Source organism: Pseudomonas nunensis (assembly GCF_024296925.1).
Lineage (GTDB): Bacteria > Pseudomonadota > Gammaproteobacteria > Pseudomonadales > Pseudomonadaceae > Aquipseudomonas > Aquipseudomonas nunensis.
Window position 1 is genome coordinate 5,914,728 of the sequence record NZ_CP101125.1, and the last position, 26,991, is coordinate 5,941,718.

The following is a 26,991-nucleotide window of genomic DNA, read 5'->3' on the forward strand; positions in this document are numbered from 1 at the left end:
GCCTATCAGACACCAAACATCTAAAGGACGGCACACACCATGCACACCACCATCATCATCTTCTTCGGCCTGGTCCTGCTGGCGCTGATGCTCTACATCGGCGAGCGAGTCGGCTTCAGCCGCCAGACGCTGACCTACAGTTTCGTCGTCCTGTGGCTGGCCCTGACGGTGATCAACGGCGCGGTGGGCGTGGTCACGGCCGGCCAGTCCGTAAGCTCAGAACTGGTGGTCGGAACGCTGGTGTTCAGGGTGCCGGTGGCGGCGCTGGTTCTGTTCATGGTGCTGAGCAAAACCTAGGCGCCACCGCTCGATCAACGAACCAAATGCAGGAACTGCATGTGCCGTTCGTACTGGTCGAGGATGTCGTTGATGATCTGCTCCTTGGTGTAACCCACCAGATCGTAGTCCTGACTGCCCTCGCTCAAATGCACTTCGGCCCGGTAGTAGCGACGGTTGTTGAGTTGCTTGGAACCCATGCCGCCACGGGCGAAGGACGGCGTGAAGTAGCCACGCATCTGCACCTGATAGATAAACGGATGCTGCTCGCCATGCCCGATTTCCAGGCTGACGCTGTCGTTCGCCGGATCCGGCTGAGCGACCACGTTCAAACCCTTCTCGACGAACACCGCCGTCACTTCTTCTATCGCCGGACGCACTGTGGTTTCGAGGAAACGATAGACCTCATCCCGCGACGGGAAATGCACCGCCTGACTCAAGCGCTGACGCCAGCCGCCCCGCTTGGAACCGGAGACCGGCGCCAGCGAATGCATCTGCGCAATCTGCTTCTGGGATTCCAGGTAGAACGCCTTGTGCAGCCCCCACATCATCAGCAGCAGGATCATCGAGAACGGCAACGAGGTCAGCACGACGGCTGATTTCAACGCATCGATGCTGCCCGAGAACAGCAGCGCACTGGTCACCAGCGCAGTCATCGCCCCCCAGAACACCCGCAGCCATTTCGGCCCGTCTTCATCCGGGTTGCCGCCCTTGGCAGAGAGCGTCGACAACACCACAGTGCCCGAGTCGGCGGACGTGACGAAGAACACGAAACTGATAAACACCGTGACCGCGATCACGGTTTTGCTCCACGGATAGGTTTCGAGCAGCAGGTACAAGGTCATCGACGGGTTATCGATGGCCGACATACCCAGCGCTGTCATGCCGTGGTTGAGTACTTGATCGATGGCGCTGTTGCCGAAGATCGACATCCACGCCAGGGTGAAACCGAGCGGAATCAGCAGCACGCCGAAGACGAATTCGCGGATGGTCCGGCCACGGGAAATCCGTGCGATGAACAGGCCCACGAACGGCGACCATGCAATCCACCAGGCCCAGTAGAACACCGTCCAACCGCCCAGCCAGTCGCTGGGTTTGTCGTAGGCGTAGAGGTCGAAGCTCTTCATCGGCAACGCGCCGAGGTAGTCGCCGATGTTCTGGATCAAGGTGTTGAGAAGGTGCTGCGTCGGGCCGGCAAACAACACGAACAGCAGCAGCGCACAGGCCAGCAGCATGTTGATGTCGGACATCACCCGCACGCCTTTATCGACGCCGGACACCGCGACAATGATTGCCGCGCCCATCATCAGGGTGATCAAGCCAACCTGAATCCAGTGGGTGTGGGCGATGCCGAACAGGTAGTCGAGCCCCGAGTTCAGGTGCAAGACGCCGAAGCCCATGTCCGCGCCGAGGCCGAACACGGTGGCGATGATGCCGAAGCCATCCACCGCGTAGCCGATCGGGCCGTTGATGCGTTTACCAATCAGCGGGTACAGCGCCGAGCGCAGGGCCAGCGGCAGGTTATGCCGATAGGCGAAGTAGGCCAGCGCCATGCCGACGAAAGCGAACACGCCCCAGCCATGCAGGCCCCAGTGCAGAAACAGAATCTGCATCGCCTGCCGCGCCGCTTCCGGCGTACCGGCGGTGCCTTGGGGCGGCTGCGCCAGGTGCGTCAGCGGTTCGGACACGCAAAAGAAAAACAGCGTGATGCTGATCCCGGCGGCGAACAGCATGCCGGCCCAGGACAGGTAACTGAATTCGGGTTCGTCGTGGTCGGCACCGAGTTTGATCTTGCCGTAGCCAGACAACGCGGTGACCACCACGAAGACCAGATACAGCGTCATCGCGAGCATGTAATACCAGCCGACCGTGTTGGCCGCCCAGTTTTGCGCTTCCAGTAACCAGGCACCGGCCTGTTTGGGCATGGCCATGACGACGATGCCGAACAGCAGAATGAAACCCGCCGCAAAGTAGAACACCGGCGGATTCATGCGGACCTGGCCGCTGGGGGAGGTGGACGGTGCACTCATGAACAGTGCGCCTCAAGGGGGTGAAACAGGGCAATCAATAACGGACTCGGCAAGGGCAAGCCTCCTGTTGTGAGCGGGCAGCAAACCGGCGGTTTAACTTGAATGAGCGTTCAAGTTAAACATGAATAGCGTGCTAAGGACTAATCGCAGGGCTCGGCGGTCGCTTTCCTAAGCTAGCTCAAGGAAGGGTATGACGCGGGGTTTGGAGGATTCGTTCACTGGAAAATTGGCGGAATGCCATTATCGCGGTTCGGCTTGAAACAATTCGCGAGCAAGCCCGCTCCCACAGTGGATTTGCGCCGAACACAAAACCAGTGTGGGAGCGGGCTTGCTCGCGAAGAGGCCAGATCAATCAATCGAGAATTCGAGGCTTACTTCTGCGTCCCATCATCATGCTGCAAATTCGCCTGCGTCAGGTTGCACCCCGCCGGCACGCTGCGGGTCAGCCACACGTTGCCGCCAATGGTCGAACCCTTGCCGATGGTGATCCGCCCCAAAATCGTCGCCCCGGCGTAGATCACCACATCGTCCTCAACGATCGGATGCCGCGGATGCCCCTTCTGCAACTGCCCGTCCTCGTCCGAAGGGAAGCGCTTGGCACCCAGCGTCACAGCCTGATAAATCCGCACCCGCTCGCCAATGATCGCCGTCTCGCCGATTACCACGCCCGTCCCGTGATCAATAAAGAAGCTGCGGCCGATCTGCGCGCCCGGATGGATATCGATACCGGTAGCGGAGTGGGCGATTTCCGCGCTGATCCGCGCCAGTAACGGCAACCCGGCGCGGTACAAATGGTGGGCGAGGCGATGGTGAATCACCGCCAGAATCCCCGGATAGCACAGCAACACTTCATCGACGCTGCGGGCCGCCGGGTCGCCGTGATAAGCCGCCAGCACGTCGGTGTCCAACAGACTGCGCAGCCCCGGCAATGCGAGGGCAAAGTCCTGGATGATCTGGATCGTCTTGGCCTCGACTTCGGTATCAGCCTGGTCGCTGTGGCGAGCGGCGTAACGCAGCTCAAGCCGCGCCTGGGCCAGCAATGCATTCAGCGCGACATCGAGGGTATGGCCGACGTAGAAATCTTCACTCTCTTCACGCAAATCCACCGGCCCCAGGCGCATCGGGAACAACGCACCGCACAGGGCTTCGAGAATCTCCGCCATTGCCGCCCGGGACGGCAACTCGCGACCGCCCTGCTCGCCGCTGGCGCGGCCGTTTTGTGCACGCCATTGATCACGCGCGGTGCGCAGTTGGCTGACGATGGTCTGCAATTGCCAATGGCTGGAACGCTCGCTCACGGTAAAAACTCCTCACGGGCGGCCGGACTGTCTGGCCGCGTTGACGGCGATTACTTTACGGCAAGGGCTCGAAGCCGAATTAAGAACCAATTGTGCTGTGACCAATACATTCGGATATAAGCGATTGACGGTTGCCCGTACAAATAGGCGTGCCTATAGTCCTGACATCTCTTCCCGCCAGTACGGACCCATGATCAAACAATCGCTTGCCCGCTTTAACCGCCTCGACCTGCTCGGCCATCCCACCGCCCTGGAAAAACTTGAACGACTGTCGACCTGGTTGGGCCGCGATGTGTACGTCAAGCGCGATGACCTGACACCGCTGGCCATGGGCGGCAACAAGCTGCGCAAACTCGAATACCTGGCCGCCGATGCTTTGGCCCAGGGCGCTGACACGTTGATCACCGCGGGTGCGCTGCAATCCAACCACGTGCGCCAGACCGCCGCCATCGCCGCCAAGCTTGGCCTGGGTTGTGTGGCGCTGCTGGAAAATCCGCTGGGCACCGACGATGCCAACTATGTCGGCAACGGCAATCGGCTGCTGCTGGACCTGTTCGACACCAAGGTCGAGCTGGTGGAGAACCTCGACAACGCCGACGACCAACTGCAAGCCTTGGCCGATCGCCTGCGCAACAACGGCAAGACGCCGTATGTGGTGCCGATTGGTGGCTCGAATGCATTGGGCGCTCTGGGTTACGTACGTGCAGGGCTGGAATTGGCTGAACAGATCAAGGACACCGGCCTGCAATTTGCCGCCGTGGTCCTGGCATCGGGCAGTGCCGGCACCCACAGCGGTCTGGCGCTGGCCTTGAGCGAAGCACTCCCGGATTTGCCAGTGATTGGCGTGACGGTTTCCCGCAGTGAAGAAGATCAGCGGCCGAAAGTCCAAGGTCTGGCCGAACGTACCGCTGAGTTGCTGGGTGTGAGTTTGCCGAAGCATTTCAAAGTTGAACTGTGGGACGAATACTTCGGCCCGCGTTATGGCGAGCCGAATGCCGGGACGTTGTCGGCGGTGAAATTGGTGGCGAGTCAGGAAGGTTTGCTGCTGGACCCGGTGTACACCGGCAAGGCCATGGCCGGATTGCTCGATGGCATCGGGCGTGGGCGTTTTGATGACGGCCCGATCATCTTCCTGCACACCGGCGGGGCGCCGGCGTTGTTTGCCTATAAGGATTTTTTGTAAGCCGTGACCTTGTGGCGAGGGGGCTTGCCCCCGTTGGGTCGCGCAGCGGCCCCTTTCGTCCATCAGTCATACCGAGTGAGCAGACTTTACGACTGCTTCGCAGCCGAACGGGGGCAAGTCCCCTCGCCACAGGAGATCGTATCAACTTCATATTCTTTTAAAGAATAACAAACTGAATATTTAGTATTTTCCTATCTATACACACCATCATATAGTCGCGCCGAAGGCGAATTTGGCGCGAGACGCATAAGCTGCTTTAGGGCAGGATATCGCAATCGTTCAAATCCCGATTTTGCCAACATTCCTAATAGCGTCTTCCATAAGAAAACACAGGGGCTTGTCATGAATTTTTCCGCACTACGTCGAAACCTGCTGGTTGGTTCGCTGGGCCTGGCACTGAGCGCCGGCCTGTTGGGGCAAGCGGTTGCCGGTGAGCAGCTGCAAAAAATCAAGGACGCAGGCGTGATCAACGTCGGCCTGGAAGGCACTTATCCACCGTTCAGTTTCGTCGACGCCGACGGCAAACTGGCCGGCTTCGAAGTCGAGTTCTCCGAAGCCCTGGCCAAAGAGCTGGGTGTGAAGGTCAAACTGCAACCGACCAAATGGGACGGCATCCTCGCGGCGCTGGAATCCAAGCGTCTGGACGCCGTGATCAACCAGGTGACCATCTCGGACGAGCGCAAGAAGAAGTATGACTTCTCCGAGCCGTACACCGTTTCCGGGATTCAGGCGCTGGTGCTGACCAAGAAAGCTGCGGAGCTGAACATCAAGACCGCCGCCGACCTGGGTGGCAAGAAAGTCGGCGTAGGCCTGGGCACCAACTACGAGCAATGGGTCAAAGCCAACGTGCCGACCGCTGACGTGCGCACCTATGAAGATGATCCGAGCAAGTTCGCAGACCTGCGTAACGGCCGCACCGACGCCATTCTGATTGACCGCCTCGCTGCTCTCGAATACGCCAAGAAAGCCAAGGACACCTCCGCTGCCGGCGAAGCCTTCTCCCGTCAGGAAGCCGGTGTTGCCCTGCGCAAAGGCGAGCCTGAGCTGCTGGCTGCCGTGAACAAGGCGATCGACAAGCTGCGTGCCGACGGTACGCTGAAAAAGCTTTCGGAAAAATACTTCAGCGCTGACGTCACTCAATAATGGAAGAAGCTTTCCAACTTGCGCTGGACTCCGCGCCCTTCCTGCTGAAGGGCGCGTATTACACGGTCATCCTGAGCCTGGGCGGAATGTTCTTCGGCCTGGTGATGGGCTTCGGCCTGGCGTTGATGCGCTTGTCGCGCTTCAAATCGGTCAGCTGGCTGGCCCGCATCTACGTGTCGTTCTTTCGCGGCACGCCGTTGCTGGTGCAGTTGTTCGTGATCTATTACGGCTTGCCGCAATTGGGCATCGAACTCGATCCACTGCCAGCCGCCCTGATCGGCTTCTCGCTGAACATGGCCGCCTACGCCTGTGAAATCCTGCGTGCCGCGATCAGCTCCATCGAACGTGGCCAGTGGGAAGCCGCCGCGAGTATCGGCATGACCCGCGCGCAGACCTTGCGCCGGGCCATTCTGCCGCAAGCGATGCGCACGGCCCTGCCGCCGCTGGGCAACAGCTTCATTTCGCTGGTCAAGGACACGGCGCTGGCCGCTACCATCCAGGTGCCAGAGCTGTTCCGCCAAGCGCAATTGATCACCGCCCGTACTTTCGAAATCTTCACCATGTATCTGGCCGCCGCCCTGATCTACTGGATTCTGGCCACGGTGCTCTCGCACCTGCAGAACAAGTTGGAAGAGCGGGTCAATCGGCACGACCAGGAGTCCTGACCCAATGATTGTCGTGGAAAAACTGACAAAGCAGTTCAAGGGTCAAGTGGTGCTCAACGGCATCGATCTGGAAGTGAAGGAAGGCGAGGTCGTGGCGATTATCGGGCCGAGCGGCTCGGGCAAGACCACGTTCCTGCGTTGCCTGAATTTCCTCGAAGAACCTACCAGCGGCCGGATCAAGGTCGGCGACATCGAAATCGATGGCAGCCGCCCGCTGAATCAGCAGCAAGGCCTGGTGCGACGTCTGCGCCAGCACGTGGGCTTCGTGTTCCAGAACTTCAACTTGTTCCCGCATCGTACGGCGTTGGAAAACGTCATCGAAGGCCCGATCATCGTGAAGAAGATGCCCCACGCCCAAGCCGTTGCCCTGGGCAAGAAGCTGTTGGCCAGGGTTGGTCTGGCGGGCAAGGAAGATGCCTATCCGCGTCGTCTATCCGGTGGTCAGCAACAGCGTGTGGCGATTGCCCGGGCGCTGGCGATGGAGCCGGAAGTGATTCTGTTCGATGAACCCACCTCGGCACTCGACCCGGAACTGGTCGGTGAAGTGCTGGCGACTATCCGCAGCCTGGCCGAAGAGAATCGCACCATGGTCATCGTCACCCACGAAATGGGCTTTGCCCGGGACGTGGCAAACCGCGTGGTGTTTTTCGACAAGGGTGTGATCGTCGAGCAAGGTGAGTCCAAGGCGTTGTTTGCCAACCCAAAAGAAGAACGGACGAAGCAGTTCCTCAGCAAGTTCCTGAATAACGCACACCACTGAAACCCAGACTTGAAACTTGTCAACTTCCAGGGAAGGAAGTGACACTTACCCTCCGATACAAACATCCTCATTATCGCCAAACCTTTCTTCTCCCTCGCACCGAAGATATATAACTTCCTCTCTGCGCATGCGGTACATGTATATGTCCTGCAACAGAATCCTGCCGCCTAAAATCAAGCCAAAATCCACTCGCTTCGGCTGCACGGCTCAACGTAGGCAATGCATGAAACCGGGACAAAAACAGGGAAAAGTTCGACGGGGTGATGCCGCTAATTAACCCATCGTTGTGGGAAATTTCTGAATCACACTGAATCCAACTCTCAACTAACAAACTCTATTGACACCTATTCCGGCGCACTCTTATCTAGTCCCCAGCAGGCGCCAATTACCCAACTCAATCGTTATCAACATTCATCAATAACTCGCTGTTTTGTTGCTCGGTGATTCACGCCTTTTGATCTTCCAGAAACGGACTTCGCTGCAAGGCTTCAAGGAGAAAACCCATGACAAGCACCTCGAACAAAACCGAACTTGCGGCACCGACCCTGGCGCAATCCCACAGGAGCGGCATCAACATCACCTCGGCCGCCCATTTGCTGATCGCGGTAGCGCCCTACCCCGGCATGGACGAAGGCGATCTGATCGAACTCTACTGGGACGACTGCTACGTGGCGTCAAAAGCGCTGATCGTCGACGACGTCAAACGACCCGTGCAACTGCGAGTACCCGAGAGCTTTGTCATCAATGGCACCTCACACGTCCACTACCGCGTCATGCAGGTCGGGCAGGACCCGGCGCTGTCGCCGACCACGCGGGTGCAGATCAAGCTCGATTGCCCGGGCGGCCAGGCACCGGCCCTGTCCGGTGACGAAAACCAGAGCCTGGCCCCGGTGAACCTCCCCGAAACCATCCGCCGCCAGGGGGTCAACCCGAACCAGCTCAAACGCGGCGTACCGCTGACTATCGAGCCCTACCTGAACATGGCTATCGACGACGAAATCACCCTGCAATGGGGCGATGTGCGCATGGACCTGCCGAAGCTGACGGCCGGGGATATCGGCCAGCCGATCCAGGTCTGGGTGCCGCCGGCGATCATTCTCGAAGCGGGCGAAGACCTGAGGCTGGAAGTGACCTACTGCATCCTCGACCGGGTGGGCAATAACTCCCGCTGGGCACCGCCACGGATGTTGAAGATCGGCTGTGCCAATCCGTACCTGAAAGTGCCGCTCAAAGAAGAACTGAAGGCGGCAGAACCCCGCAAACCCTGAGACCCCTGTAGCAGCTGACGAGCACCGCGAGGCAGCGTTCGGCGGCGAAGCCGTCGCAAAATCAGCTAACGCGGTGTTTCAGGTAGGCCGCGTGCTTAGGGTTGACGACGGCTTCGCCGCCGAACGCTGCCTCGCGGTGCTCGACAGCTGCTACACAGCTACACAGCCACGCCCAAACGCCGACTGTTGCTCCACAAACAACTGTTGCGCCACGGACAGACGCCCTTCTATGCATATTCCCAAAAGTTAGTTTATTAATTATTTATACACGCTTAGGGTATATGAACCGGACCACCGGACATTCTTGATATTCGTTCGCCGCCACCATCGCGGCGTTTCCATGAGATGTGAGGTAGGTATGGTCCACAACACAATCACCCCAGTGCAGAACGCCAGGGCATTGCGTGCAGCCAAGGAGCGGCACTGATGTCCAGTCTGGCAGAAGCCACCATCCAGAGTGATCTGGATATCGCCCCCCTGTTGTTGCCCGCGCAGGTTTTGCGCAACGACGCACAAGCCATCAAGGCTGCCCATGAGCTGGCGCAGACCGCCCGCCTGCAAGCGGCCAAACGTGATCAGCAGCGCAAGCTGCCGTGGTCGGAAATCGAACAGTTCACCCGCAGCGGCCTGGGCAGCATTGCCATCCCGCGCGAGTACGGTGGCCCGCAGGTTTCCTTTGTGACCATCGCTGATGTCTTCGCGATCATTTCCGCGGCGGATCCGGCACTCGGGCAGATCCCGCAGAACCAGTTCGGCATCCTGAACCTGGTGCTGGGCAGCGCTACGGAATCGCAGAAAAAACAGCTGTTCAAAAGCGTGCTCGAAGGCTGGCGCATCGGCAATGCCGGGCCAGAACGCGGCACCAAGAACACCCTCGAACTCAAGGCGCGCATTACCGCTGACGGTGACGGTTTTGTCATCAGCGGCCAGAAGTTTTACTCCACCGGCGCACTGTTCGCGCACTGGGTGGCGGTCAAGGCGTTGAACGATGACGGCAAGCAAGTGCTCGCCTTCGTCCGCCGTGGCACGCCGGGTTTGCGCATCGTGGATGACTGGTCCGGTTTCGGCCAGCGCACCACCGCCAGCGGCACCATTTTGCTCAACAACGTGCGGGTCGACGCCGAGCTGGTGGTGGATAACTGGAAGATCAACGACAGCCCGAACATCCAGGGCGCTGTGTCGCAATTGATTCAAGCAGCCATCGACGCCGGCATCGCGCGCGGTGCCATCGATGACGCCATCGAATTCGTCAAAACCCGCGCCCGGCCATGGATCGACGCCAAGGTCGAACGGGCCAGCGATGACCTGTACGTGATCGCCGACATCGGCAAACTGAAAATCGAACTGCACGCCGCCGAAGCGCTGCTGCGCAAGGCCGGGAAAGTGCTCGATCAGGTCAACGCCGCGCCGCTCACCGCCGAGTCCGCTGCCCGCGCTTCGATTGCGGTGGCCGAAGCCAAAGTGCTGACCACCGAGATCGCATTGCTGGCCAGCGAAAAACTCTTCGAACTCGCCGGCAGCCGCGCCACCCTCGCCGAATTCAACCTCGATCGTCACTGGCGCAACGCCCGCGTGCACACCCTGCACGACCCCGTTCGCTGGAAGTACTACGCCGTCGGCACCTATCACCTCAACGGCACGCTACCCGCTCGCCACTCCTGGATTTAACGACCAGACCTCTGGAGAAACACATGACTCTTTCTCACCACGTCGCGGTCATAACCAGCGATGAGCAAGCCCTGATCGTCGCCAGTGACCTGGCCGAAGATTTCAAACGCGACAGCGCCCTGCGCGACCGCGAACGCCGTTTGCCGCACCCGGAACTGGAAGTGTTTTCCCGCTCGGGCCTCTGGGGCATCAGCGTGCCAAAAGAATACGGCGGCGCTGGCGTGTCCAACGTCACCCTGGCCAAAGTCATTGCCCTGATCGCACAGGCCGACGGCTCCCTCGGACAAATCCCGCAGAACCATTTCTACGCCCTCGAAGTGCTGCGTGTGAACGGCAGCGACGCGCAGAAGAAACGCCTGTACGCCGAAGTCCTGGCCGGCCAGCGCTTCGGCAATGCCCTCGCCGAGCTCGGCACCAAAACCGCCCATGACCGCGTCACCAGCCTGACCCGCGACGGCGACGGCTATCGCATCAACGGTCGCAAGTTCTACGCCACCGGCGCGATCTATGCCCAGCGCATACCGACGTCAGTCGTGGATGAAAACGGCGTACAGCAACTGGCCTTCGTGCCTCGCGACAGCAAAGGCCTGACGGTGATCGACGACTGGAGCGGCTTCGGCCAGCGCACCACCGGCAGCGGTTCGGTGGTGTTCGAAGACGTCTACGTTGCCGCCGAAGACGTGATCCCGTTTCAAAGCGCTTTCGAGCGCCCGACCACCGTCGGCCCGTTGGCGCAGATTCTTCACGCCGCCATCGACACCGGCATTGCCCGCGCGGCTTACGAAGATGCCCTGCATTTCGTGCGCACCAAGACCCGGCCATGGATCGACGCGACCCACGAAAAAGCCATCGACGACCCGCTGAGCATCAAGAGCTTCGGCCACTTGGCGATTCGCTTGCACGCCACCGAAGCACTGCTGGAACGCTCCGGCGAATTCCTCGACAAAGCCCAGGCCGAGATGAACGCCGAAACCGTGGCAGCCGCCTCGATTGCCGTCGCCGAAGCCCGGGCCATCAGCACCGAAATCTCCCTCGCCGCTGGCACCACGCTGTTCGAACTGGCCGGCAGCCAGGCAACCCTGATCGAACACGGTCTGGATCGCCACTGGCGCAACGCTCGCGTGCACACGCTGCACGACCCGGTGCGCTGGAAGTATCACGCGGTCGGCAATTACTACCTCAACGATGAAAACCCGCCACTGCGGGGGACCATCTGATGGCTGATCCGAAAAAGAAGATCCTGCTCAACGCGTTCAACATGAACTGCATCGGGCACATCAACCATGGCCTGTGGACGCACCCACGGGACACCTCGACCCAATACAAAACCATCGAATACTGGACCGAACTGGCGCAACTGCTGGAGCGTGGGCTGTTCGACGGTTTGTTTATCGCGGACATCGTCGGCGTGTACGACGTCTACCAGAACTCGGTGGACGTGCCGCTGAAAGAGTCGATCCAGCTGCCGGTCAACGACCCGTTGTTGCTGGTTTCGGCCATGGCCGCGGTCACCAAGAATCTGGGTTTTGGCCTGACCGCCAACCTGACCTACGAGCCGCCGTATCTGTTCGCCCGTCGCATGTCGACCCTCGACCATTTGAGTCGCGGTCGCGTGGGCTGGAACATCGTCACCGGCTACCTCGACAGCGCCGCCAAGGCCATGGGCCTCAGCGAACAGGTCGAGCACGACCGTCGCTACGACCAGGCCGATGAGTATCTACAAGTGCTCTACAAACTCTGGGAAGGCAGTTGGGAAGACGGCGCGGTGCTCAACGATCCCAAGCAGCGGATCTACGCGCAACCTGAGAAAGTGCACAAGGTCGAGCATAAGGGCGAGTTCTATCAGGTCGAGGGCTATCACCTCTGCGAACCTTCACCACAACGCACGCCGGTGCTATTCCAGGCCGGCAGTTCGGATCGCGGTTTGCTGTTCGCCGGGCGGCATGCCGAGTGCGTGTTTATCAGCGGCCAGAACAAACCGTCGACCAAGGTGCAAGTGGACAAGGTCCGCGCCAGCGCGGTCGAGGCCGGACGTAATCCCGAGGACATCAAGGTGTTCATGGGGCTGAACGTGATTGTCGGCGCCACCGAGGAACTGGCCTGGGCCAAGCACGCCGAGTACCTGAGCTACGCGAGTGCCGAGGCCGGCGTGGCGCATTTTTCGGCGTCGACCGCGATCGATTTTTCCCAGTACGAGATCGACGAACCGATCCAGTACGTGAAGAGCAACGCGATCCAGTCGGCGACCAAGAACCTGCAAAACAACGACTGGACCCGGCGCAAATTGCTCGAACAACACGCCCTCGGTGGCCGCTACATCACCGTGGTCGGCTCGCCGGAACAAGTGGCCGATGAGCTGGAATCGTGGATCGCCGAAACCGGCCTCGACGGCTTCAACCTGACACGCATCGTCACGCCGGAAAGCTATGTGGATTTCATCGATCTGGTGATTCCGGAGTTGCAGCGTCGTGGGTCGTACAAAACCGCCTACGACAACGGCAGCCTGCGGGAGAAGCTGTTTCACGGCGAGGCGCATTTGCCTGAGCAACATACCGGCGCAGCGTTTCGCCGGTAACCCTGTGGCGAGGGGGCTTGCCCCTGTTCGGCTGCGAAGCAGTCGCAAAACCTACGGACCTGATTTATCTGACACACCATTATTGAATGGATTGGGGGCCGCTTCGCGGCCCAACGGGGGCAAGCCCCCTCGCCACAAATGCGTGCACACATTGAATAATTGACTGGAATAACCATCATGACCAAGAAGCTCCTCTCCCACCCAGTCAAAGCACTGGCCCTGGCCCTCGGCCTCTTCAGCTCCGTCACCTTCGCCGCCGACGCGCCGCTGAAAGTCGGCACCACCGCCGCGTTCGCCATCCCGCTGGAGGCCGCCGTCGAAGAAGCCTCCAAACAAGGCCTGAAAGTCGAGCTCGTGGAGTTCACCGACTGGATCGCGCCGAACGTCAGCCTCGCCGCCGGCGATATCGACGTGAACTACTTCCAGCACGTGCCGTTCCTGGAAAACGCCAAGGCTGCCGCCGGGTTTGACCTGGTGCCGTTCGCGCCGGGGATCATCAACAACGTCGGCCTCTACTCGAAGAAATACAAAAGCTTCGACGAGCTGCCAGAAGGCGCCAGCGTCGCCATCGCCAACGACCCGATCAACAGCGGTCGCGGTCTGCAACTGCTGGCCAAGGCCGGGCTGATCACCCTGAAACCGGGGGTCGGCTACAAGGCCACCGAAGAAGACATCATCGCCAACCCGAAGAAGATCAAAATCCTCCAGGTCGAAGCCGTGCAACTGGTGCGCGCCTATGACGACGCCGATCTGGTCCAGGGTTACCCGGCCTACATTCGCCTGGCGAAGACCTTCGATGCCGGCTCGGCGCTGCTGTTCGACGGCCTCGATCACAAGGAATACGTGATTCAGTTCGTGATCCAGCCAAAAAGCAAAACCGACCCGCGCCTGATCAAATTCGTCGACATTTACCAGCACTCGCCAGCCGTGCGTGCTGCGTTGGATAAGGCCCATGGCAAGCTGTATCAAGCCGGTTGGGAAAGCTGAAAATGACGGCCGCGATTCAACGGCGACTGGATATTCCAGAGCCCCATAAAGCCGCACAAGCCGAACTGCACCCGGACCTGAATCGCGCTCACGTGCGCTTCATTGGCCTGGGCAAAACCTACAACGGTCAGCAAGGTCCGGTGGTGGCGTTGCACGGCATCGACCTGGCGATCCAGCGCGGTGAAGTGTTCGGCATCATCGGCCGCAGCGGCGCCGGCAAGTCATCGTTGATCCGCACCATCAATCGCCTGGAGCAACCGAGCACCGGGCGCGTGCTGATCGATCAGGTCGACATCGGCGAGTTCGACGAAGACCGCTTGGTCGCGCTGCGCAGGCGGATCGGCATGATCTTTCAGCACTTCAACCTGATGTCGGCCAAGACGGTTTGGCAGAACGTTGAGTTGCCGTTGAAAGTGGCCGGTGTGCCCAAGGAAAAACGCGAGCAGAAAGTCCGAGAATTGCTGGAACTGGTGGGCCTGCAAGAGAAGCACAAGGCCTACCCGGCGCAGCTTTCCGGTGGCCAGAAACAACGCGTCGGCATCGCCCGCGCATTGGTGCATGACCCGGAAATTCTGCTGTGCGACGAAGCGACTTCGGCGCTGGATCCCGAGACAACGCAATCGATCCTCGGCCTGCTGCGCGAGATCAATCAGCGCCTGGGTTTGACCATCGTGCTGATCACTCACGAGATGGCGGTGATCCGCGATATCTGCGACCGGGTCGTGGTGCTCGAACATGGACGCGTCGTCGAGCAAGGGCCGGTATGGGAGGTGTTTGGCAATCCGCAGCATGAGGTCAGCAAGACCTTGCTCGCGCCGCTGCAACACGCCTTGCCGGAGGAACTGCAAAGCCGTTTGCGTTCGCAACCACAATCTTCCGACGCGGCGGTTGTGCTGCGTTTGCAATTCACCGGCAGCGCCTCGGATGAACCGGATCTTGCGGCGCTGTTCGCCGCCCTTGGTGGCCGCGTGCGCCTGTTGCAGGGCGGCGTAGAGCGGATCCAGGGGCATGCGCTGGGGCAATTGCTGTTGGCGGTGGCAGGTTCGTCCTTGGGCGCCGAGGAACTGCGTCAGCGTGCCGACAACTGGGCACAACAGGTGGAGGTGCTGGGTTATGTGGTTTGATCGCTTGCTTCAGGGCTTTATCGACACCTTCCTGATGGTCGGCGTGTCATCGCTGATCGCGCTGCTGGCGGGGATTCCGATGGCGGTGATCCTTGTCACCAGCGACAAGGGCGGCATCTACCAGGCACCCGCGTTGAACCGCGTGTTGGGCGCGTTCGTGAACCTGTTTCGCTCGATTCCTTTTTTGATTCTGATGGTGGCGCTGATTCCGTTTACGCGGTTGATCGTCGGCACCACTTACGGTGTCTGGGCTGCGGTCGTTCCGCTGACCATTGCGGCGACACCGTTCTTTGCGCGGATCGCTGAAGTGAGCTTGCGCGAGGTCGATCACGGTTTGATCGAAGCGGCGCAAGCGATGGGTTGCCGACGCTGGCATATCGTCTGGCATGTGCTGTTGCCAGAGGCGCTGCCGGGGATTGTCGGCGGTTTCACCATTACGCTGGTTACGATGATCAACTCCTCGGCCATGGCCGGGGCGATTGGTGCGGGCGGGCTCGGGGACATCGCGTATCGGTACGGGTATCAGCGCTTTGACAGTCAGATCATGTTGACGGTGATTGTGTTGCTGGTGGTGTTGGTGGCGATTATTCAGCTGGGCGGGGATCGCCTCGCTCGGGGCCTCAACAAGCGCTGACTGCTTGTGCAATTGCAGAGCTTTTGTGGCGAGGGAGCTTGCTCCCGCTCGATTGCGCAGCAGTCGCAAAACCCGCAGACCTGTTTTGCCTGACACGCCTCATTGAATGGCTTGGAGGCTGCTTCGCAACCTAGCGGGAGCAAGCTCCCTCGCCACAGGGGTGCATACACACAGAAGTCATCTGTCGTCAGTGATATCGCCTTCGCGGGCAAGCCTCGCTCCTACAGTTGATCGCATTCACGTGTAGGAGCGAGGCTTGCCCGCGAATGGCTGCGCAGCAGCCCCAAGGTTGATGGCGTATATTCGGCAAATCCCCATTGCCTGCGCAGCCGACCATGAAACAAACCCCCGACGACCTCCAGCAGATCAGCGCCACCACACTGGGCCATTACAACTCGGTGGCCGAAGGTTTTCGAGAAGGCACTCGTGATCACGATGTCAGCCAGAACATTGATGCGTTGCTGCGGCATATCCAGGGTGAAGCGCCGTTCAGCATTCTCGACTTCGGCTGCGGGCCAGGGCGGGATTTGCAGACGTTTACGCGCATGGGCCACATCGCCGTTGGGCTTGATGGCTCAGAGAAGTTTGCGCAGATGGCCCGGGAGGACAGCGGTTGCGAGGTCTGGCAGCAGGATTTCCTGAAGCTGGATTTACCGGCTGAGCGCTTCGACGGGATTTTTGCCAATGCGGTGCTGTTTCATATCCCGCGCCAGGAATTGCCTCGGGTTTTGAAGGAATTGCGCGGGGCGTTGAAACCGGGTGGGGTGTTGTTCAGCTCCAATCCGCGTGGGGAAAATCAGGAAGGCTGGAACGGGCCGCGGTATGGGGCTTATCACGATTTACAGGCGTGGCAGGAATTGCTGACCGAAGCCGGGTTTGTCGAGTTGGAGCATTACTACCGGCCGGCGGGATTGCCGCGCGAGCAGCAGCCTTGGTTGGCGAGTGTTTGGCGTAGATCAGCGTAGTCCGCTCGAGCGCCTTCGCGGGCAAGCCTCGCTCCTATAGGAGACCGCATTCCCCTGTGGGAGCGGGCTTGCTCGCGAAGGCGGTGTGTCAGACAACAGAGATGTTGAATGTTAAACCGCTTTCGCGAGCAAGCCCGCTCCCACAGGGTTTGTGCCTTACTGCGCTTCTTTCTTCGGCTCGCGGATTTTGTACCAGGCGACGTAAAGCGCCGGCAAAAACAGCAGCGTCAGCAGCGTCGCGATGATAATCCCGCCAATCATCGCGTAGGCCATCGGCCCCCAGAACACTTCCCTCGCAATCGGGATCATCCCCAGACTCGCCGCAGCCGCCGTCAGCAGGATCGGCCGGCGACGATGTTCCGTCGCCTGCGCCACCGCATCCCACGGCTCAAGGCCCTCCTTCTCCAGCGCATCGATCTGCGTCACCAGGATCACCGAGTTGCGGATGATGATGCCGATCAGCGCCAGGATCCCGAGGATCGCCACGAAGCCCATCGGCGTGCCGGTCGGGATCAGCGCCAGCACCACGCCGATCAAGCCGAGCGGCGCGACGCTGGCCACCAGGAACAGCTTCTGCACGCTGTGCAACTGGATCATCAGGAAGGTCGCCATCAGGAACAGCATCAGCGGCACAACCTTGGCAATCGGCCCTTGTGCCTTGCCGCTTTCTTCGACCGTACCGCCCGTCGCGACCTTGTAACCCACCGGCAAACCGCTAGCGAACTTGTCGATGGTCGGTTGCAGCTGTTTCACCAGGTCAGTCGGCTGAATCTCGTCGCGCACCGCCGCCTTGATGGTGATGGTCGGCTTGCGGTCGCGGCGCCAGACCAGCGGCTGCTCAAGCTCATAACGCACCGTGGCGAAGGCCAGCAACGGAATCGACGTACCGCTCGGCGTGACGATTTGCAGGTTCTGCAAGGTTTCCGGCGTCCCGCGTTCCGCATCCTCGGCGCGACCGACGACGTTGATCAGGTAAATATCATCGTCCACCTGAGTGATCGGCGAACCAACGACGATGCTATTCATCAGGTTGGCCACGTCTTCCGAGGACAACCCCAGTTGCCGCGCCTTGTCCTGGGCAATGTCGATGCGCAGGACTTTGCCCGGCTCGTTCCAGTCGTAAATAATCTCGCCGATATGCGAGTTCTTGTCGAGTTCAGTGGCCAATTCGATCGCGTGTTTGCGCACTTGATCGATGTCCTTGCCGCTGACCCGGTACTGGATCGGCCGCCCCACTGGCGGACCCATTTCCAGGGCCTGGACGTAGCTGCCGATGCCGACAAAGTCTTTACGCAGGCGCTCACTCAAGCGCTGGCTGAGCGCGGCGCGCGACTCCAGGCCTTTGCTGACGATCACCAATTGCGCGTAGTACGGGTTCTGCAATTGCTGGTCGAGAGGCAGGTAGAAACGGATCGCGCCCTCGCCGATGTAGGTGCTCCAGCGCACGATGTCCGGGTCGTCCTTGAACGTCGCTTCGAGCTTGTCCACGGCTTTGCGGGTTTCGTCGATCGAGGCGTTTTGCGGCAGGTTGAGGTCGACGAGGATTTCCGGGCGGTCCGAGGACGGGAAGAACTGGTTCTGCACGAACTGCATGGAAAACACCGACGCCACGAACAGCGCGATGGTGATGCCGATCGCCCACCAGCGATTGCGCATGGCCCAGAACATCCCGCTATTGAATGCGCGGCCGATGCGGCCCGGCTCGGCGGAATGCGGTTTCACATCGGCGCTGAGGATGTGCACGGCGATCACCGGGGCGAACAGCACCGCGACCACCCATGACACCAGCATCGCCACGGCAATCACCGCAAACAGCGTGAAGGTGTACTCACCGGCGGAACTGGCGTTCAAGCCAATCGGCACAAACCCGGCCACGGTCACCAGCGTACCCGTGAGCATCGGGAACGCGGTGGAGGTGTAGGCGAACGTCGCCGCCTGCTCCTTGGTTTCGCCCATTTCCAGGCGCGTGACCATCATCTCGACGGTGATCATCGCGTCGTCCACCAACAGGCCGAGGGCGATGATCAGCGCGCCGAGGGAAATCCGCTGCATGGTGATGCCGCTGTACTCCATGAAGACGAAGACCATCGCCAGCACCAGCGGAATCGAGCACGCCACCACCAGCCCGGCGCGCACGCCGAGGCTGATGAAGCTGACGATCAGCACGATCACCACCGCTTCGAACAACGCACTGGTGAAGCCGCCGACAGCTTTTTCCACCACGTCAGCCTGGTCGGACACGTTGTGCACGCCGACGCCCACCGGCAGGTCGGCGGTCAGGTCGGTCATGCGCTGGTGCAGGGCCTTGCCGAATTCCTGGATGTTGCCGCCCTTCTTCATCGCAATCGCGAGGCCGATGGCCGAGTGACCGTTGAAGCGGAATTCCGGGGTGGCCGGGTCGACGTAACCACGGCTGATTTCAGCGATATCGGCCAAGCGATAGAAGCGGTCGTTGAGCCGCAGGTTGACGTTGGCCAGGTCTTTCTCGGACGCGAACTGCCCGGACGTGCGCACGGAAATCCGTTCCGGCCCGGCCTCGATCACACCCGCCGGGGTCACGGCGTTCTGCGATTGCAGGCTCTGCACCACCTGACGCTGATCGATGCCCAGCGCGGCGAGTTTGCGTGTGGAGAAGTTCAGATAGAGGACTTCATCCTGCTCGCCGACCATCTCGACCTTGCCCAGCCCCGGTACGTCACGAATTGCGGCGCGCACCTGCTCGACGTAATCGCGCAGCTGACGCATCGACAAGCCGTCGGCGGTGAAGGCGTAGACCGAACCGTACACATCACCGAATTCGTCGTTGAACCCCGGCCCTTGCAGGCCTTGGGGGAATTCGCCGCGAATGTCGTTGATCTTCTTGCGCACCTGGTACCAGATTTCCGGGATGTCCTTGGCACTGGTGGTGTCGCGCAAGTAGACGAACACCGTCGATTCGCCAGGCCGGGTGTAGCTTTTCACGTAGTCGAGGGAGTCGAGTTCTTCGAGTTTTTTCTCGATGCGATCCGTGACCTGCTTGAGGGTTTCTTCCTGGGTCGCACCCGGCCAGCGAGTCTGGATGACCATGGTCTTGATGGTGAAAGAGGGGTCTTCCTCGCGGCCCAGGTTCATGTACGAGAACACGCCCATCAGCAGCGCGACGAACATCAAATACCAGACGAACGACTGATGTTTGAGGGCCCATTCGGATAAGTTGAAACTCCCTTTCATCGCGGGCTTTCCTCGTCGATTTTGACTTTTTGCCCGGGTTTCAGGCTGTTCACACCGGCGCTGACCACACGCTCACCGGACTTCACGCCGTCGGCCAGCACCACCGTTGCATCGGTGCGGCTGATCAGGTTGACGTCCCGTGGGGAAACGGTCTGGTTTTGCGGGTCGATCACCCAGATGCGGGTTTTGCCATCGACCTCTTGCAGAGCGCTGACCGGCAGCTCCAGACGCGGTTTGATCGCTGAACTGAGGGTCACGCTGATTGCCGTGCCGAGGCGAAAGCCCGGCGGTGTGTCGGTCAGGGTCAGGCGGGCGCGACGGGTACGGGTTGCGCTTTGGGCCTGGGGTTCGATTTCGCGGATGATCGCGGTGCTGGTGATGCTCGGGTCCAGTTGCGCGGCGACCTGGAATATCACGTCCGCCGGCAGTTGATCGACCAGGGTGTCCGGCAGGTCAATCACCGCTTCCTTGATGTCCGGTTGCGCCAGGGTCACCACTTGCTGGCCGGCGGTGACGACTTGCCCGGCCTCGGCATTCCACGCGGTGACGATGGCTTTGTGATCGGTGCGCAGCTGCACGTAGTTGAGTTGGTCCTTGGACTGATCGACCGCAGCCTTGGCCTGATCGAGGGACGCCTGGGTGGTTTTTAGATCGGTCTGCGCGATGTCCAGTTGCGCCTGGGCGCCGACCCCACGATCAAACAGCGCTTGCTGCCGACGGGCATTGGCCTGGGCGTTGATGAACTGCGCCTGGATGCGCGCCAGATCGCCCTCGGCCGAACGCAACTGATTCTGCTGATCGGTGGGGTCGAGGGTCGCAAGCAACGCGCCCTTCTCGACTTCAGCGCCGACATCGACATTACGGCTGGCGATACGGCCCGGCACGCGGAAGCCGATATTGCTTTCGTAGCGCGCCTGGATGCTGCCGGCGAAACGCCCGAGGTCTTCCTGATTCAGTGATTTGACCTCGATGGACAACACCGGGCGCACTGGCTCCGGCGGTGGTTCTTTTTTTGAGCAGGCGACCAGCAGCAGGCCGGCGGACAACAGCATCAGGCGCTTCATTGGTCGGCTCCCGGTGCCAAATCCTTGTAGGTGTTTTCGGCGATTTCCACTTTCATTCCCGGGTGCAGTAACTGGCCGCCAGCGATGATGACTTTTTCGCCACCGCCGAGGCCGCCGCTGATGATGACTTTGCCGGTCAGGTAACGGCCGACGGTGACGGTGTGCAGTTGCGCCTTGCCGTCAGCGTCCACCAGCCACACGGCCGGGTCGCTGAGGTTTTTGGTCAGGGCCGACCAGGGCAATTCCACCGCAGATTTGCCCGGCGTCTTCGCTGTGGCGCTGACCACCGAGCCGAGTTGCATGCCGTCGGGCAGGCCATGCAGGGTGACTTTGACTTGCACGGTGCCGGTCTGCGCGGACACCGCCGGGGTGATTTCCCGGACAGTACCGGTGGTCTTGATCGCGGGGTTATCGAGCAGGCTGACCACTACGGATTTGTCCGAGGGCGGCTCAGCCAGCAGCGATTCGTAGACGTTGAACACCGCGTCGCGCTCACCGTCCCGGGCCAGGCTGAAGATCGGCACCGTGGCTTGCACCACCTGGCCGACTTCGGCCTGGCGCGCGGTAATCACGCCGGGGGCTTCAGAGATCAGCGAGGTGTAGCTCAGTTGTTCGCGGGCGTTGGCCAGTTGCGCCTGGGCGGCGGTCAGGGCGCTCTGGCTACTGCGCAACGCAGCCTGGGCCGCATCGTATTCGCTTTGGCTGGTGTAGCCCTTGGGCAGGAGTTTTTGCTGGCGCACGAACGCGGCAGCGGTCTGTTTGACCCGCGCTTGTTCGGCGACAACCTGGGCCTGGGCCGAATCGACGTTGGTCTGCAGGTCTTTCGGATCGAGTTTGGCGAGCACCTGTTTGGCGGACACCCGGTCACCGACATCGACCATGCGCTGGATGATCTTGCCGCCAACGCGGAACGACAACTCGGTCTGCACCCGTGCCTGGACATCGCCGGTGAGGGTCACCGAAGCGGCGTAATCCGCGGGTTTGACCGCTTGCACGAAGACTCGCGGCAGGTCTTTTTCGACCGGTTTCTTATCGCCGCAGGCGGTCAGTAGCGCGAACACGCCCAGACCCACCACAATTTTCAATCCGGTACCCGCCATGCAGACTCCTTTCGTTGTACGAACGTGCAAGTGACGATACGACTGTGAGCTTAGAACAGGGTTCCACGCACGCACGGGTTTGCTGCAAACCCTGTGACCCAGCGAATAACCTGTGGCGAGGGGGCTTGCCCCCGTTCGACTGCGCAGCAGTCGCAATACCTGCAGATGCGGTGTATCTGAGAAAACAGCGGGGCCGCTTCGCAGCCCAACGGGGGCAAGCCCTCTCGCCACAAAAGCCCGCTCCCACAAGGTATCTCCATGTGGCCGACAATAAGGCAAACTGGCCGCCTATGCAGCAGGAAGCTCTTATGCTTAAAACCCTCGCGGTGGCCAATTACCGCTCGATCAACAAATTGGTGATCCCGCTGGGCCGGCTGAACCTGATCACCGGCCCCAACGGCAGCGGCAAGTCCAACCTCTATCGCGCCTTGCGCCTATTGGCGGAAACCGCCCAGGGTGGCGTGGTCAACGCGCTGGCCCGTGAGGGCGGGCTGGATTCGACGTTCTGGGCCGGGCCGGAAAACATCACACGACGCATGCGCAACGGTGAAGTGCCGATCGAGTCCAGCGTGCGCCACGGCGTCAAACGCCTGCGCCTGGGATTTGCAGGGGAAGACTTCAGCTATTCGATTGCCCTGGGGTTGCCTGCGCCGACACAGTCCTACTTTTCCCTCGACCCGGAAATCAAGAAGGAATGCATCTGGGCCGGACCGCTCTACCGTCCGGCCAGCCTGCTGGTGGACCGCGAAGGCCCGATGATCCGCGCCCGTGAAGGGCGTAACTGGGACGTGCTGGCCCAGCACACACCGAATTTCGACAGCTTGTTCGATCAGGTCGGCAGTTTTCGCACCTCGCCGGAAGTCATGCACCTGCGCGAATTCATCCGCCGCTGGCGCTTCTACGATCACTTTCGCAGCGACGCCGACGCCCCGGTGCGTCAACCGCAACTGGGTACGCGCACGCCGGTGTTGCACCACGACGGCCGTGATCTGGCGGCGGCGTTGCAGACGATCAGTGAAATCGGCGATCCGGAGGCCTTGCAAGCGGCCATCAGCGATGCGTTTCCCGGCGCACGCTTGAACATCGCGTCGTTGCAGGGTGGACGGTTTGCCATCGAGTTTTATCAGGAAGGATTGCTGCGGCCATTGTCGGCGGCGGAGTTGTCGGACGGCACGCTGCGTTATCTGCTGCTGGTCGCCGCACTGCTGACGCCGCGACCACCGTCGCTGATGGTGCTGAACGAGCCGGAAACCAGCCTGCACCCGGACCTGTTGCCGGCGTTGGCGCGGTTGATTATCCGCGTGTCCGGGCAATGTCAGGTGTGGGTGGTGTCCCATGCCCGGCGGTTGATCTCGGCGTTGCAGGAAGACCCGGAGTGCAATTGCATTGTGCTGGAGAAGACCCTGGGCCAAACCGGGATCGTCGGACAGCGGATGCTGGATGAGCCGGCGTGGCATTGGCCGGATTGAGCGACGCCTGTTAGACCGCTTTCGCGAGCAAGCCCGCTCCCACAGTTGACCGAGTTGTCCAGGAGGATGCGGTCTAATGTGGGAGCGGGCTTGCTCGCGAAGGCGATCGAAAGATTACCGCATAGGTCTGGTCATCACCCCTGCCACTTCCCACCCTCGACAATCACGCTCTCAGGCTTGGTGTCATCGCTCAGTTCTTTACGCACATATTGGTCGTACAGCTTGAGCAGGTACTTCTCTTCACCCAACTTCGCCAACTCGACATTCACCCAGTCACGCAGTTCGATGTTGCCCTTCTTTACGGCCGGCGCAATCGGCGCTTCAGCACCGAGGGTTTGTTCCAGCACGCGATAGCCCGGGTTCTGTTTGGCCCAGCTGAACAGCACCAGATTGTCTTGCGCATAGGCGTCGCCGCGACCATTGGCCAAGGCTTGCAGGGACTCGGAGTTTTTCTCGAACTTCAGCAGTTTCCAGTCCGGGTGATTCTTGGTCAGCCAGATATCAGCCGTGGTGCCAGTGGTGACGATGGTGGTACGGCTCGCCAGGTCGTCGAGGTTTTTCACCGAGCTGCCCTGTGGGACAAGCGCTTGCACCGCGACTTTGAGGTTCGGGTTGGTGAATTCCACCGCTTCCTTACGCTCCGGGGTCACGGTCATGTTGGCCAGGATCAGGTCGACCTTGTCGCTTTGCAGGAACGGAATCCGGCTGGCCGGTTCCACCGCGACGAACTCGACTTTGTTTTCATCGCCCAGCAAATCCTTGGCGAATTGGCGGCCGATGTCGGTATCAAAACCGACGTAGCGACCCGCCTCATCGACGAAACCGAACGGCGGCTTGTCGGTAAACACACCGACAATCAGCTTGTCCCGGGCCTTGATTTTGTCCAGGTAGCTGGCCGGTGCTGCGCTTTCGCTGGCGACTTTCGGCTTCGGCGTTTCTTCGGATTTGTTGCAACCGGCCAGCAAAGCGAGGCCGAGCAGCGGCAGTAAAAAGAGTGAAGACTTGGCAGTTTTCATAGCGGTTCCAGTTCCTTTGTTTGAGTCTTTTTGGGCAGGGCTTCGACGTAGGAGAATTTCTCCAGGAACTGCTGCGCTCGTGCGGTTTGCGGGTTCGTAAAGAAAAGCTCGGGAGAGTTTTGTTCGAGGATGCGCCCGGCATCCATGAACACGATGCGGTCGGCCACGGCGCGGGCGAAGGCCATTTCGTGGGTGACGATCAACAGGGTCATGCCTTCGCGGGCCAGGCCCTGAATCACTTCCAGCACTTCCTTGACCATTTCCGGGTCGAGGGCGGCGGTGACCTCATCGAATAACATGACCTTGGGGTTCATGCACAGCGAACGGACGATGGCGATGCGTTGCTGCTGGCCGCCGGAGAGCTGCCGCGGATACGCATCGCGCTTGTCCAGCAGGCCCACGCGTTCGAGCAACGCTTCGGCCTGGGCGCGGGCCTCGCGGCGATCACGTTTCTGCACTTTGACCGGGCCGAGCAGCAGGTTATCGAGCACGTTCATGTGCGGGAACAGGTGATAACTCTGGAAAACCATGCCGATCTGCTGGCGCACGTCGCGCCAGTCGGTGCCCTTGTCGAGTAACTCGCGGCCGTTGAAATTCAAGCTGCCGCTGTGGGCGACTTCGAGGCCGTTGAGGCAACGCAGCAAAGTGCTTTTACCGCAGCCGCTGGGGCCGAGGATGACAATCACCTCGCCTGATTTCACGCTCAGGTCGATCTCTTTGAGCACCTGTTGCTCGCCGAAAAATTTGTTGAAACCTTTGAATTCGATCAGTGCGCTCATGCTTGCGTCCAGCGCCGCTCCAGCACGCGCGAGGCGGCCGAAAGCGGGTAGCAGATGAAAAAGAAAAACAGGAAAAGAGCGCCGTAGATCAGCACCGATTCGTAGGTGCGCTCGATGATCTGCTGGCCGACCTTGATCACGTCCACCACGCCAATCAACACCGCCAGGGAACTGGTCTTGATGATTCGTGTGTAGACGTTGATGGTCGGCGGCGTCATGCGTTTCAGCGCCTGGGGCAGCAGCACGTAGCCGAACAGTTGCGGACCGTTCAGGCCAATCGACAACCCCGCCTCACGCTGGCCGCGCGGCAACGACAGCAACGCACCGCGCACCACTTCGCCGACCTCGCTCGCGCCCCACAGCGACAACACCAGCACCGCGCACCAGAAACTCGGGATGCTCAGGCCAAAGAAAATCGGCAGGCCGAAGAACAGCAGATACAGCCAGACCAATACCGGGATCGCCCGGAACAGCTCCAGATAGACCCGCAGAATCGCGTTCAGCCATTTCGAATTCAGCGTACGCAGCACACCGTAGAGCACGCCGCCGACGGTGCTGATGGCGATGCTCAGAAAAGAAATCGACAGGGTTTGCGCCGCGCCCTTGCCCAGTTGCGGCAACGACACCCACAGCAACTCAAGACCCGAACTGGCCATGCTGGAGCCTCCTTTCCAGACGGCTGAGCAGCAGCGATAGCGGCAAAAACAGCAGCACGCAAATCAGCGTCAGCACGGCGAGCATTTCGTAGGTTTTGTAGTAGAGCGCGATGTAGCTTTTGGTGGTGTAGAGAATCTCCGGCACCGCCACCGCCGAGACCACGGTGGTTTCCTTGAGCAGGAAAATGAAATTGGCGAACAGCGACGGCAAGCTGAGGATGCCGGCTTGCGGCAGGATCACGTAACGCAGCAATTGGCCGTGGGACAAGCCGATGGAGCGCCCGGATTCGAGCTGCGCCTGGGGCACCGCGTCCACACCGGCACGCAGCACTTCGGTGAGGTAGGCGCCGCCGAGAAAGGTCATGGTGATGATCGCCGCCGCGAAACCGGAAACGCTGATACCCAGCGCCGGCAAGGCGAAGTAGACGAAGAACAACTGGATCAACAGCGGTGTGTTGCGCGCCAGCTCCACGTACAGCCCGACCAGGCGCTGCAAGTAAGGCGTGCGGAACACCAGGATCGTCGCGTTGATCAGCGCCACCAGCAGCGAGGTGCCGATGGCGATGAAGCCGACCTGCAGCGTCACGCCCACAGCTTTGAGAAACGCCGGCAGGGTGCTGAGGATAAAAGCGTAATCGAAGGTCATTGAACATCCTGGACGCCGCTCGGTAAGCGACGGTGGTGCAGTCCATGGGCGGTGGATAACCACCCGGCAGGCACCGACTTTAAAGGTATAAAAAGAAGAATTTAAATACCGTTAAAGCATATTGATATCACGCAAAAAACTATCCCTCGAATTTGCGGCGAAAACGGAAGACGACTATTTTCCTTTGCGCTGTAGGAAGGATCTTTTTTTCAAAAAGCCCCTCCAAGGACGCACAGCTTTTGGCCAGACTCCCCGGCCGAACCATCACAAGGAAGAGAAAAAATGGCTGACGCAAAAGTGCCGCAACCGCTGGACCCGCAGGACATCGTGAAATTGCTGGTGGCGTTGCGCAGGGCATTGAAGGCCGGGGTGGCCTAGACCTGAAAAGCAAAAGATCGCAGCCTCGTTTCACTCGACAGCTCCTACATTGAATGCGTATCCCTGTAGGAGCTGTCGAGTGAAACGAGGCTGCGAT

The 26,991-nt window shown here is 60.4% G+C and carries 23 protein-coding genes; 14 read left to right on the forward strand and 9 right to left on the reverse strand.

Translation table 11 applies throughout. The features are described 5' to 3' along the window. Positions 1-39 precede the first annotated feature (39 nt). Positions 40-297 carry a hypothetical protein gene (locus NK667_RS26015; protein WP_054616546.1) on the forward strand — a complete coding sequence of 86 codons (258 nt, stop codon included), beginning with the start codon at positions 40-42 and terminating at the stop codon, positions 295-297. A 14-nt stretch (positions 298-311) separates the two neighbouring features. Here the strand turns inward: NK667_RS26015 and betT are convergent, their stop codons facing one another. Further along, positions 312-2,267 carry a choline transporter BetT gene (gene betT / locus NK667_RS26020; RefSeq protein WP_177331475.1) on the reverse strand — a complete coding sequence of 652 codons (1,956 nt, stop codon included), beginning with the start codon at positions 2,265-2,267 and terminating at the stop codon, positions 312-314. A gap of 410 nt (positions 2,268-2,677) precedes the next feature. Then, positions 2,678-3,604 (reverse strand): serine O-acetyltransferase EpsC, encoded by a 927-nt coding sequence (gene epsC, locus NK667_RS26025; protein WP_054047822.1) that lies wholly within the window; start codon positions 3,602-3,604, stop codon positions 2,678-2,680. Positions 3,605-3,794: 190 nt separating this feature from the next. Here epsC and NK667_RS26030 point away from each other — a divergent pair, with 190 nt between their 5' ends. The 12 genes from NK667_RS26030 to NK667_RS26085 all read left to right on the forward strand — a co-directional run bounded on the left by NK667_RS26030 (position 3,795) and on the right by NK667_RS26085 (position 16,576). After that, positions 3,795-4,787: a D-cysteine desulfhydrase gene (locus tag NK667_RS26030; RefSeq protein WP_054616548.1), complete on the forward strand. Its 993-nt coding sequence runs from the start codon at positions 3,795-3,797 to the stop codon at positions 4,785-4,787. A 342-nt stretch (positions 4,788-5,129) separates the two neighbouring features. Further along, complete coding sequence (tcyJ, locus tag NK667_RS26035; RefSeq protein WP_054616549.1) at positions 5,130-5,930, forward strand: cystine ABC transporter substrate-binding protein; 801 nt, start codon at positions 5,130-5,132, stop codon at positions 5,928-5,930. After that, positions 5,930-6,595 (forward strand): cystine ABC transporter permease, encoded by a 666-nt coding sequence (gene tcyL, locus NK667_RS26040; protein WP_054047827.1) that lies wholly within the window; start codon positions 5,930-5,932, stop codon positions 6,593-6,595. Before tcyJ ends, tcyL begins: the two co-directional genes overlap by 1 nt. 4 nt (positions 6,596-6,599) lie before the next feature. Next, positions 6,600-7,355, forward strand: a complete 756-nt coding sequence (tcyN, locus tag NK667_RS26045; protein WP_054047829.1) for an L-cystine ABC transporter ATP-binding protein TcyN — start codon at positions 6,600-6,602, stop codon at positions 7,353-7,355. A gap of 503 nt (positions 7,356-7,858) precedes the next feature. Continuing rightward, positions 7,859-8,623, forward strand: coding sequence for a hypothetical protein (locus tag NK667_RS26050; protein WP_054616550.1), 765 nt, complete (start codon positions 7,859-7,861; stop codon positions 8,621-8,623). A 426-nt stretch (positions 8,624-9,049) separates the two neighbouring features. Then, positions 9,050-10,291 (forward strand): SfnB family sulfur acquisition oxidoreductase, encoded by a 1,242-nt coding sequence (locus tag NK667_RS26055; RefSeq protein WP_054616551.1) that lies wholly within the window; start codon positions 9,050-9,052, stop codon positions 10,289-10,291. A 23-nt stretch (positions 10,292-10,314) separates the two neighbouring features. After that, positions 10,315-11,508 (forward strand): SfnB family sulfur acquisition oxidoreductase, encoded by a 1,194-nt coding sequence (locus tag NK667_RS26060; protein ID WP_054616552.1) that lies wholly within the window; start codon positions 10,315-10,317, stop codon positions 11,506-11,508. Next, on the forward strand, positions 11,508-12,866 hold the full coding sequence (locus NK667_RS26065) for an LLM class flavin-dependent oxidoreductase (protein ID WP_054616553.1): 1,359 nt from the start codon (positions 11,508-11,510) through the stop codon (positions 12,864-12,866). The genes NK667_RS26060 and NK667_RS26065 overlap by 1 nt, the downstream gene beginning before the upstream one ends. Positions 12,867-13,043: 177 nt before the next feature. After that, complete coding sequence (locus tag NK667_RS26070) at positions 13,044-13,853, forward strand: MetQ/NlpA family ABC transporter substrate-binding protein (RefSeq protein WP_054047840.1); 810 nt, start codon at positions 13,044-13,046, stop codon at positions 13,851-13,853. A 2-nt stretch (positions 13,854-13,855) separates the two neighbouring features. Further along, positions 13,856-14,977 carry a methionine ABC transporter ATP-binding protein gene (locus NK667_RS26075; protein WP_054616554.1) on the forward strand — a complete coding sequence of 374 codons (1,122 nt, stop codon included), beginning with the start codon at positions 13,856-13,858 and terminating at the stop codon, positions 14,975-14,977. Beyond that, entirely contained in the window at positions 14,967-15,611 is a 645-nt protein-coding gene (locus NK667_RS26080) for a methionine ABC transporter permease (RefSeq protein WP_054047844.1), read from the forward strand. Before NK667_RS26075 ends, NK667_RS26080 begins: the two co-directional genes overlap by 11 nt. Positions 15,612-15,946: 335 nt before the next feature. Then, positions 15,947-16,576: a class I SAM-dependent methyltransferase gene (locus tag NK667_RS26085; protein WP_054616555.1), complete on the forward strand. Its 630-nt coding sequence runs from the start codon at positions 15,947-15,949 to the stop codon at positions 16,574-16,576. A gap of 156 nt (positions 16,577-16,732) precedes the next feature. Here the strand turns inward: NK667_RS26085 and NK667_RS26090 are convergent, their stop codons facing one another. The 3 genes from NK667_RS26090 to NK667_RS26100 are packed head-to-tail and all read right to left on the reverse strand — an operon-like array spanning position 16,733 to position 21,950. Then, complete coding sequence (locus tag NK667_RS26090) at positions 16,733-19,786, reverse strand: efflux RND transporter permease subunit (protein WP_054616556.1); 3,054 nt, start codon at positions 19,784-19,786, stop codon at positions 16,733-16,735. After that, complete coding sequence (locus NK667_RS26095) at positions 19,783-20,850, reverse strand: efflux RND transporter periplasmic adaptor subunit (RefSeq protein WP_054616557.1); 1,068 nt, start codon at positions 20,848-20,850, stop codon at positions 19,783-19,785. The genes NK667_RS26090 and NK667_RS26095 overlap by 4 nt, the downstream gene beginning before the upstream one ends. Continuing rightward, positions 20,847-21,950, reverse strand: a complete 1,104-nt coding sequence (locus NK667_RS26100) for an efflux RND transporter periplasmic adaptor subunit (RefSeq protein ID WP_054616558.1) — start codon at positions 21,948-21,950, stop codon at positions 20,847-20,849. The genes NK667_RS26095 and NK667_RS26100 overlap by 4 nt, the downstream gene beginning before the upstream one ends. A gap of 308 nt (positions 21,951-22,258) precedes the next feature. Here NK667_RS26100 and NK667_RS26105 point away from each other — a divergent pair, with 308 nt between their 5' ends. Then, a complete protein-coding gene (locus tag NK667_RS26105) occupies positions 22,259-23,419 on the forward strand; it encodes an AAA family ATPase (RefSeq protein WP_054616559.1) in 1,161 nt (386 codons plus the stop codon). Positions 23,420-23,553: 134 nt separating this feature from the next. Here the strand turns inward: NK667_RS26105 and NK667_RS26110 are convergent, their stop codons facing one another. Genes NK667_RS26110 through NK667_RS26125 form a run of 4 tightly spaced genes read right to left on the reverse strand, consistent with a single transcriptional unit; the run spans position 23,554 to position 26,516 of the window. After that, the gene (locus NK667_RS26110; protein WP_054047854.1) at positions 23,554-24,435 is read right to left on the reverse strand and encodes a transporter substrate-binding domain-containing protein; all 882 of its coding nucleotides are present in this window, start codon (positions 24,433-24,435) and stop codon (positions 23,554-23,556) included. Beyond that, positions 24,432-25,214 carry an amino acid ABC transporter ATP-binding protein gene (locus NK667_RS26115; RefSeq protein ID WP_054616560.1) on the reverse strand — a complete coding sequence of 261 codons (783 nt, stop codon included), beginning with the start codon at positions 25,212-25,214 and terminating at the stop codon, positions 24,432-24,434. The genes NK667_RS26110 and NK667_RS26115 overlap by 4 nt, the downstream gene beginning before the upstream one ends. Further along, positions 25,211-25,870, reverse strand: a complete 660-nt coding sequence (locus NK667_RS26120) for an amino acid ABC transporter permease (protein ID WP_054047859.1) — start codon at positions 25,868-25,870, stop codon at positions 25,211-25,213. The genes NK667_RS26115 and NK667_RS26120 overlap by 4 nt, the downstream gene beginning before the upstream one ends. Beyond that, entirely contained in the window at positions 25,851-26,516 is a 666-nt protein-coding gene (locus tag NK667_RS26125) for an amino acid ABC transporter permease (RefSeq protein WP_054047861.1), read from the reverse strand. Before NK667_RS26125 ends, NK667_RS26120 begins: the two co-directional genes overlap by 20 nt. Positions 26,517-26,991 lie beyond the last annotated feature (475 nt).

What these genes read in the sequence shown, in the direction of transcription:
- NK667_RS26015 (WP_054616546.1), top strand. Translation starts at nt 40, where the DNA reads ATGCACACCACCATCATCATCTTCTTCGGCCTGGTCCTGCTGGCGCTG.
- betT (WP_177331475.1), bottom strand. Translation starts at nt 2,267, where the DNA reads ATGAATCCGCCGGTGTTCTACTTTGCGGCGGGTTTCATTCTGCTGTTC.
- NK667_RS26030 (WP_054616548.1), top strand. Translation starts at nt 3,795, where the DNA reads ATGATCAAACAATCGCTTGCCCGCTTTAACCGCCTCGACCTGCTCGGC.
- tcyJ (WP_054616549.1), top strand. Translation starts at nt 5,130, where the DNA reads ATGAATTTTTCCGCACTACGTCGAAACCTGCTGGTTGGTTCGCTGGGC.
- tcyL (WP_054047827.1), top strand. Translation starts at nt 5,930, where the DNA reads ATGGAAGAAGCTTTCCAACTTGCGCTGGACTCCGCGCCCTTCCTGCTG.
- tcyN (WP_054047829.1), top strand. Translation starts at nt 6,600, where the DNA reads ATGATTGTCGTGGAAAAACTGACAAAGCAGTTCAAGGGTCAAGTGGTG.
- NK667_RS26050 (WP_054616550.1), top strand. Translation starts at nt 7,859, where the DNA reads ATGACAAGCACCTCGAACAAAACCGAACTTGCGGCACCGACCCTGGCG.
- NK667_RS26055 (WP_054616551.1), top strand. Translation starts at nt 9,050, where the DNA reads ATGTCCAGTCTGGCAGAAGCCACCATCCAGAGTGATCTGGATATCGCC.
- NK667_RS26060 (WP_054616552.1), top strand. Translation starts at nt 10,315, where the DNA reads ATGACTCTTTCTCACCACGTCGCGGTCATAACCAGCGATGAGCAAGCC.
- NK667_RS26065 (WP_054616553.1), top strand. Translation starts at nt 11,508, where the DNA reads ATGGCTGATCCGAAAAAGAAGATCCTGCTCAACGCGTTCAACATGAAC.
- NK667_RS26070 (WP_054047840.1), top strand. Translation starts at nt 13,044, where the DNA reads ATGACCAAGAAGCTCCTCTCCCACCCAGTCAAAGCACTGGCCCTGGCC.
- NK667_RS26075 (WP_054616554.1), top strand. Translation starts at nt 13,856, where the DNA reads ATGACGGCCGCGATTCAACGGCGACTGGATATTCCAGAGCCCCATAAA.
- NK667_RS26080 (WP_054047844.1), top strand. Translation starts at nt 14,967, where the DNA reads ATGTGGTTTGATCGCTTGCTTCAGGGCTTTATCGACACCTTCCTGATG.
- NK667_RS26085 (WP_054616555.1), top strand. Translation starts at nt 15,947, where the DNA reads ATGAAACAAACCCCCGACGACCTCCAGCAGATCAGCGCCACCACACTG.
- NK667_RS26090 (WP_054616556.1), bottom strand. Translation starts at nt 19,786, where the DNA reads ATGAAAGGGAGTTTCAACTTATCCGAATGGGCCCTCAAACATCAGTCG.
- NK667_RS26095 (WP_054616557.1), bottom strand. Translation starts at nt 20,850, where the DNA reads ATGAAGCGCCTGATGCTGTTGTCCGCCGGCCTGCTGCTGGTCGCCTGC.
- NK667_RS26100 (WP_054616558.1), bottom strand. Translation starts at nt 21,950, where the DNA reads ATGGCGGGTACCGGATTGAAAATTGTGGTGGGTCTGGGCGTGTTCGCG.
- NK667_RS26105 (WP_054616559.1), top strand. Translation starts at nt 22,259, where the DNA reads ATGCTTAAAACCCTCGCGGTGGCCAATTACCGCTCGATCAACAAATTG.
- NK667_RS26110 (WP_054047854.1), bottom strand. Translation starts at nt 24,435, where the DNA reads ATGAAAACTGCCAAGTCTTCACTCTTTTTACTGCCGCTGCTCGGCCTC.
- NK667_RS26115 (WP_054616560.1), bottom strand. Translation starts at nt 25,214, where the DNA reads ATGAGCGCACTGATCGAATTCAAAGGTTTCAACAAATTTTTCGGCGAG.
- NK667_RS26120 (WP_054047859.1), bottom strand. Translation starts at nt 25,870, where the DNA reads ATGGCCAGTTCGGGTCTTGAGTTGCTGTGGGTGTCGTTGCCGCAACTG.
- NK667_RS26125 (WP_054047861.1), bottom strand. Translation starts at nt 26,516, where the DNA reads ATGACCTTCGATTACGCTTTTATCCTCAGCACCCTGCCGGCGTTTCTC.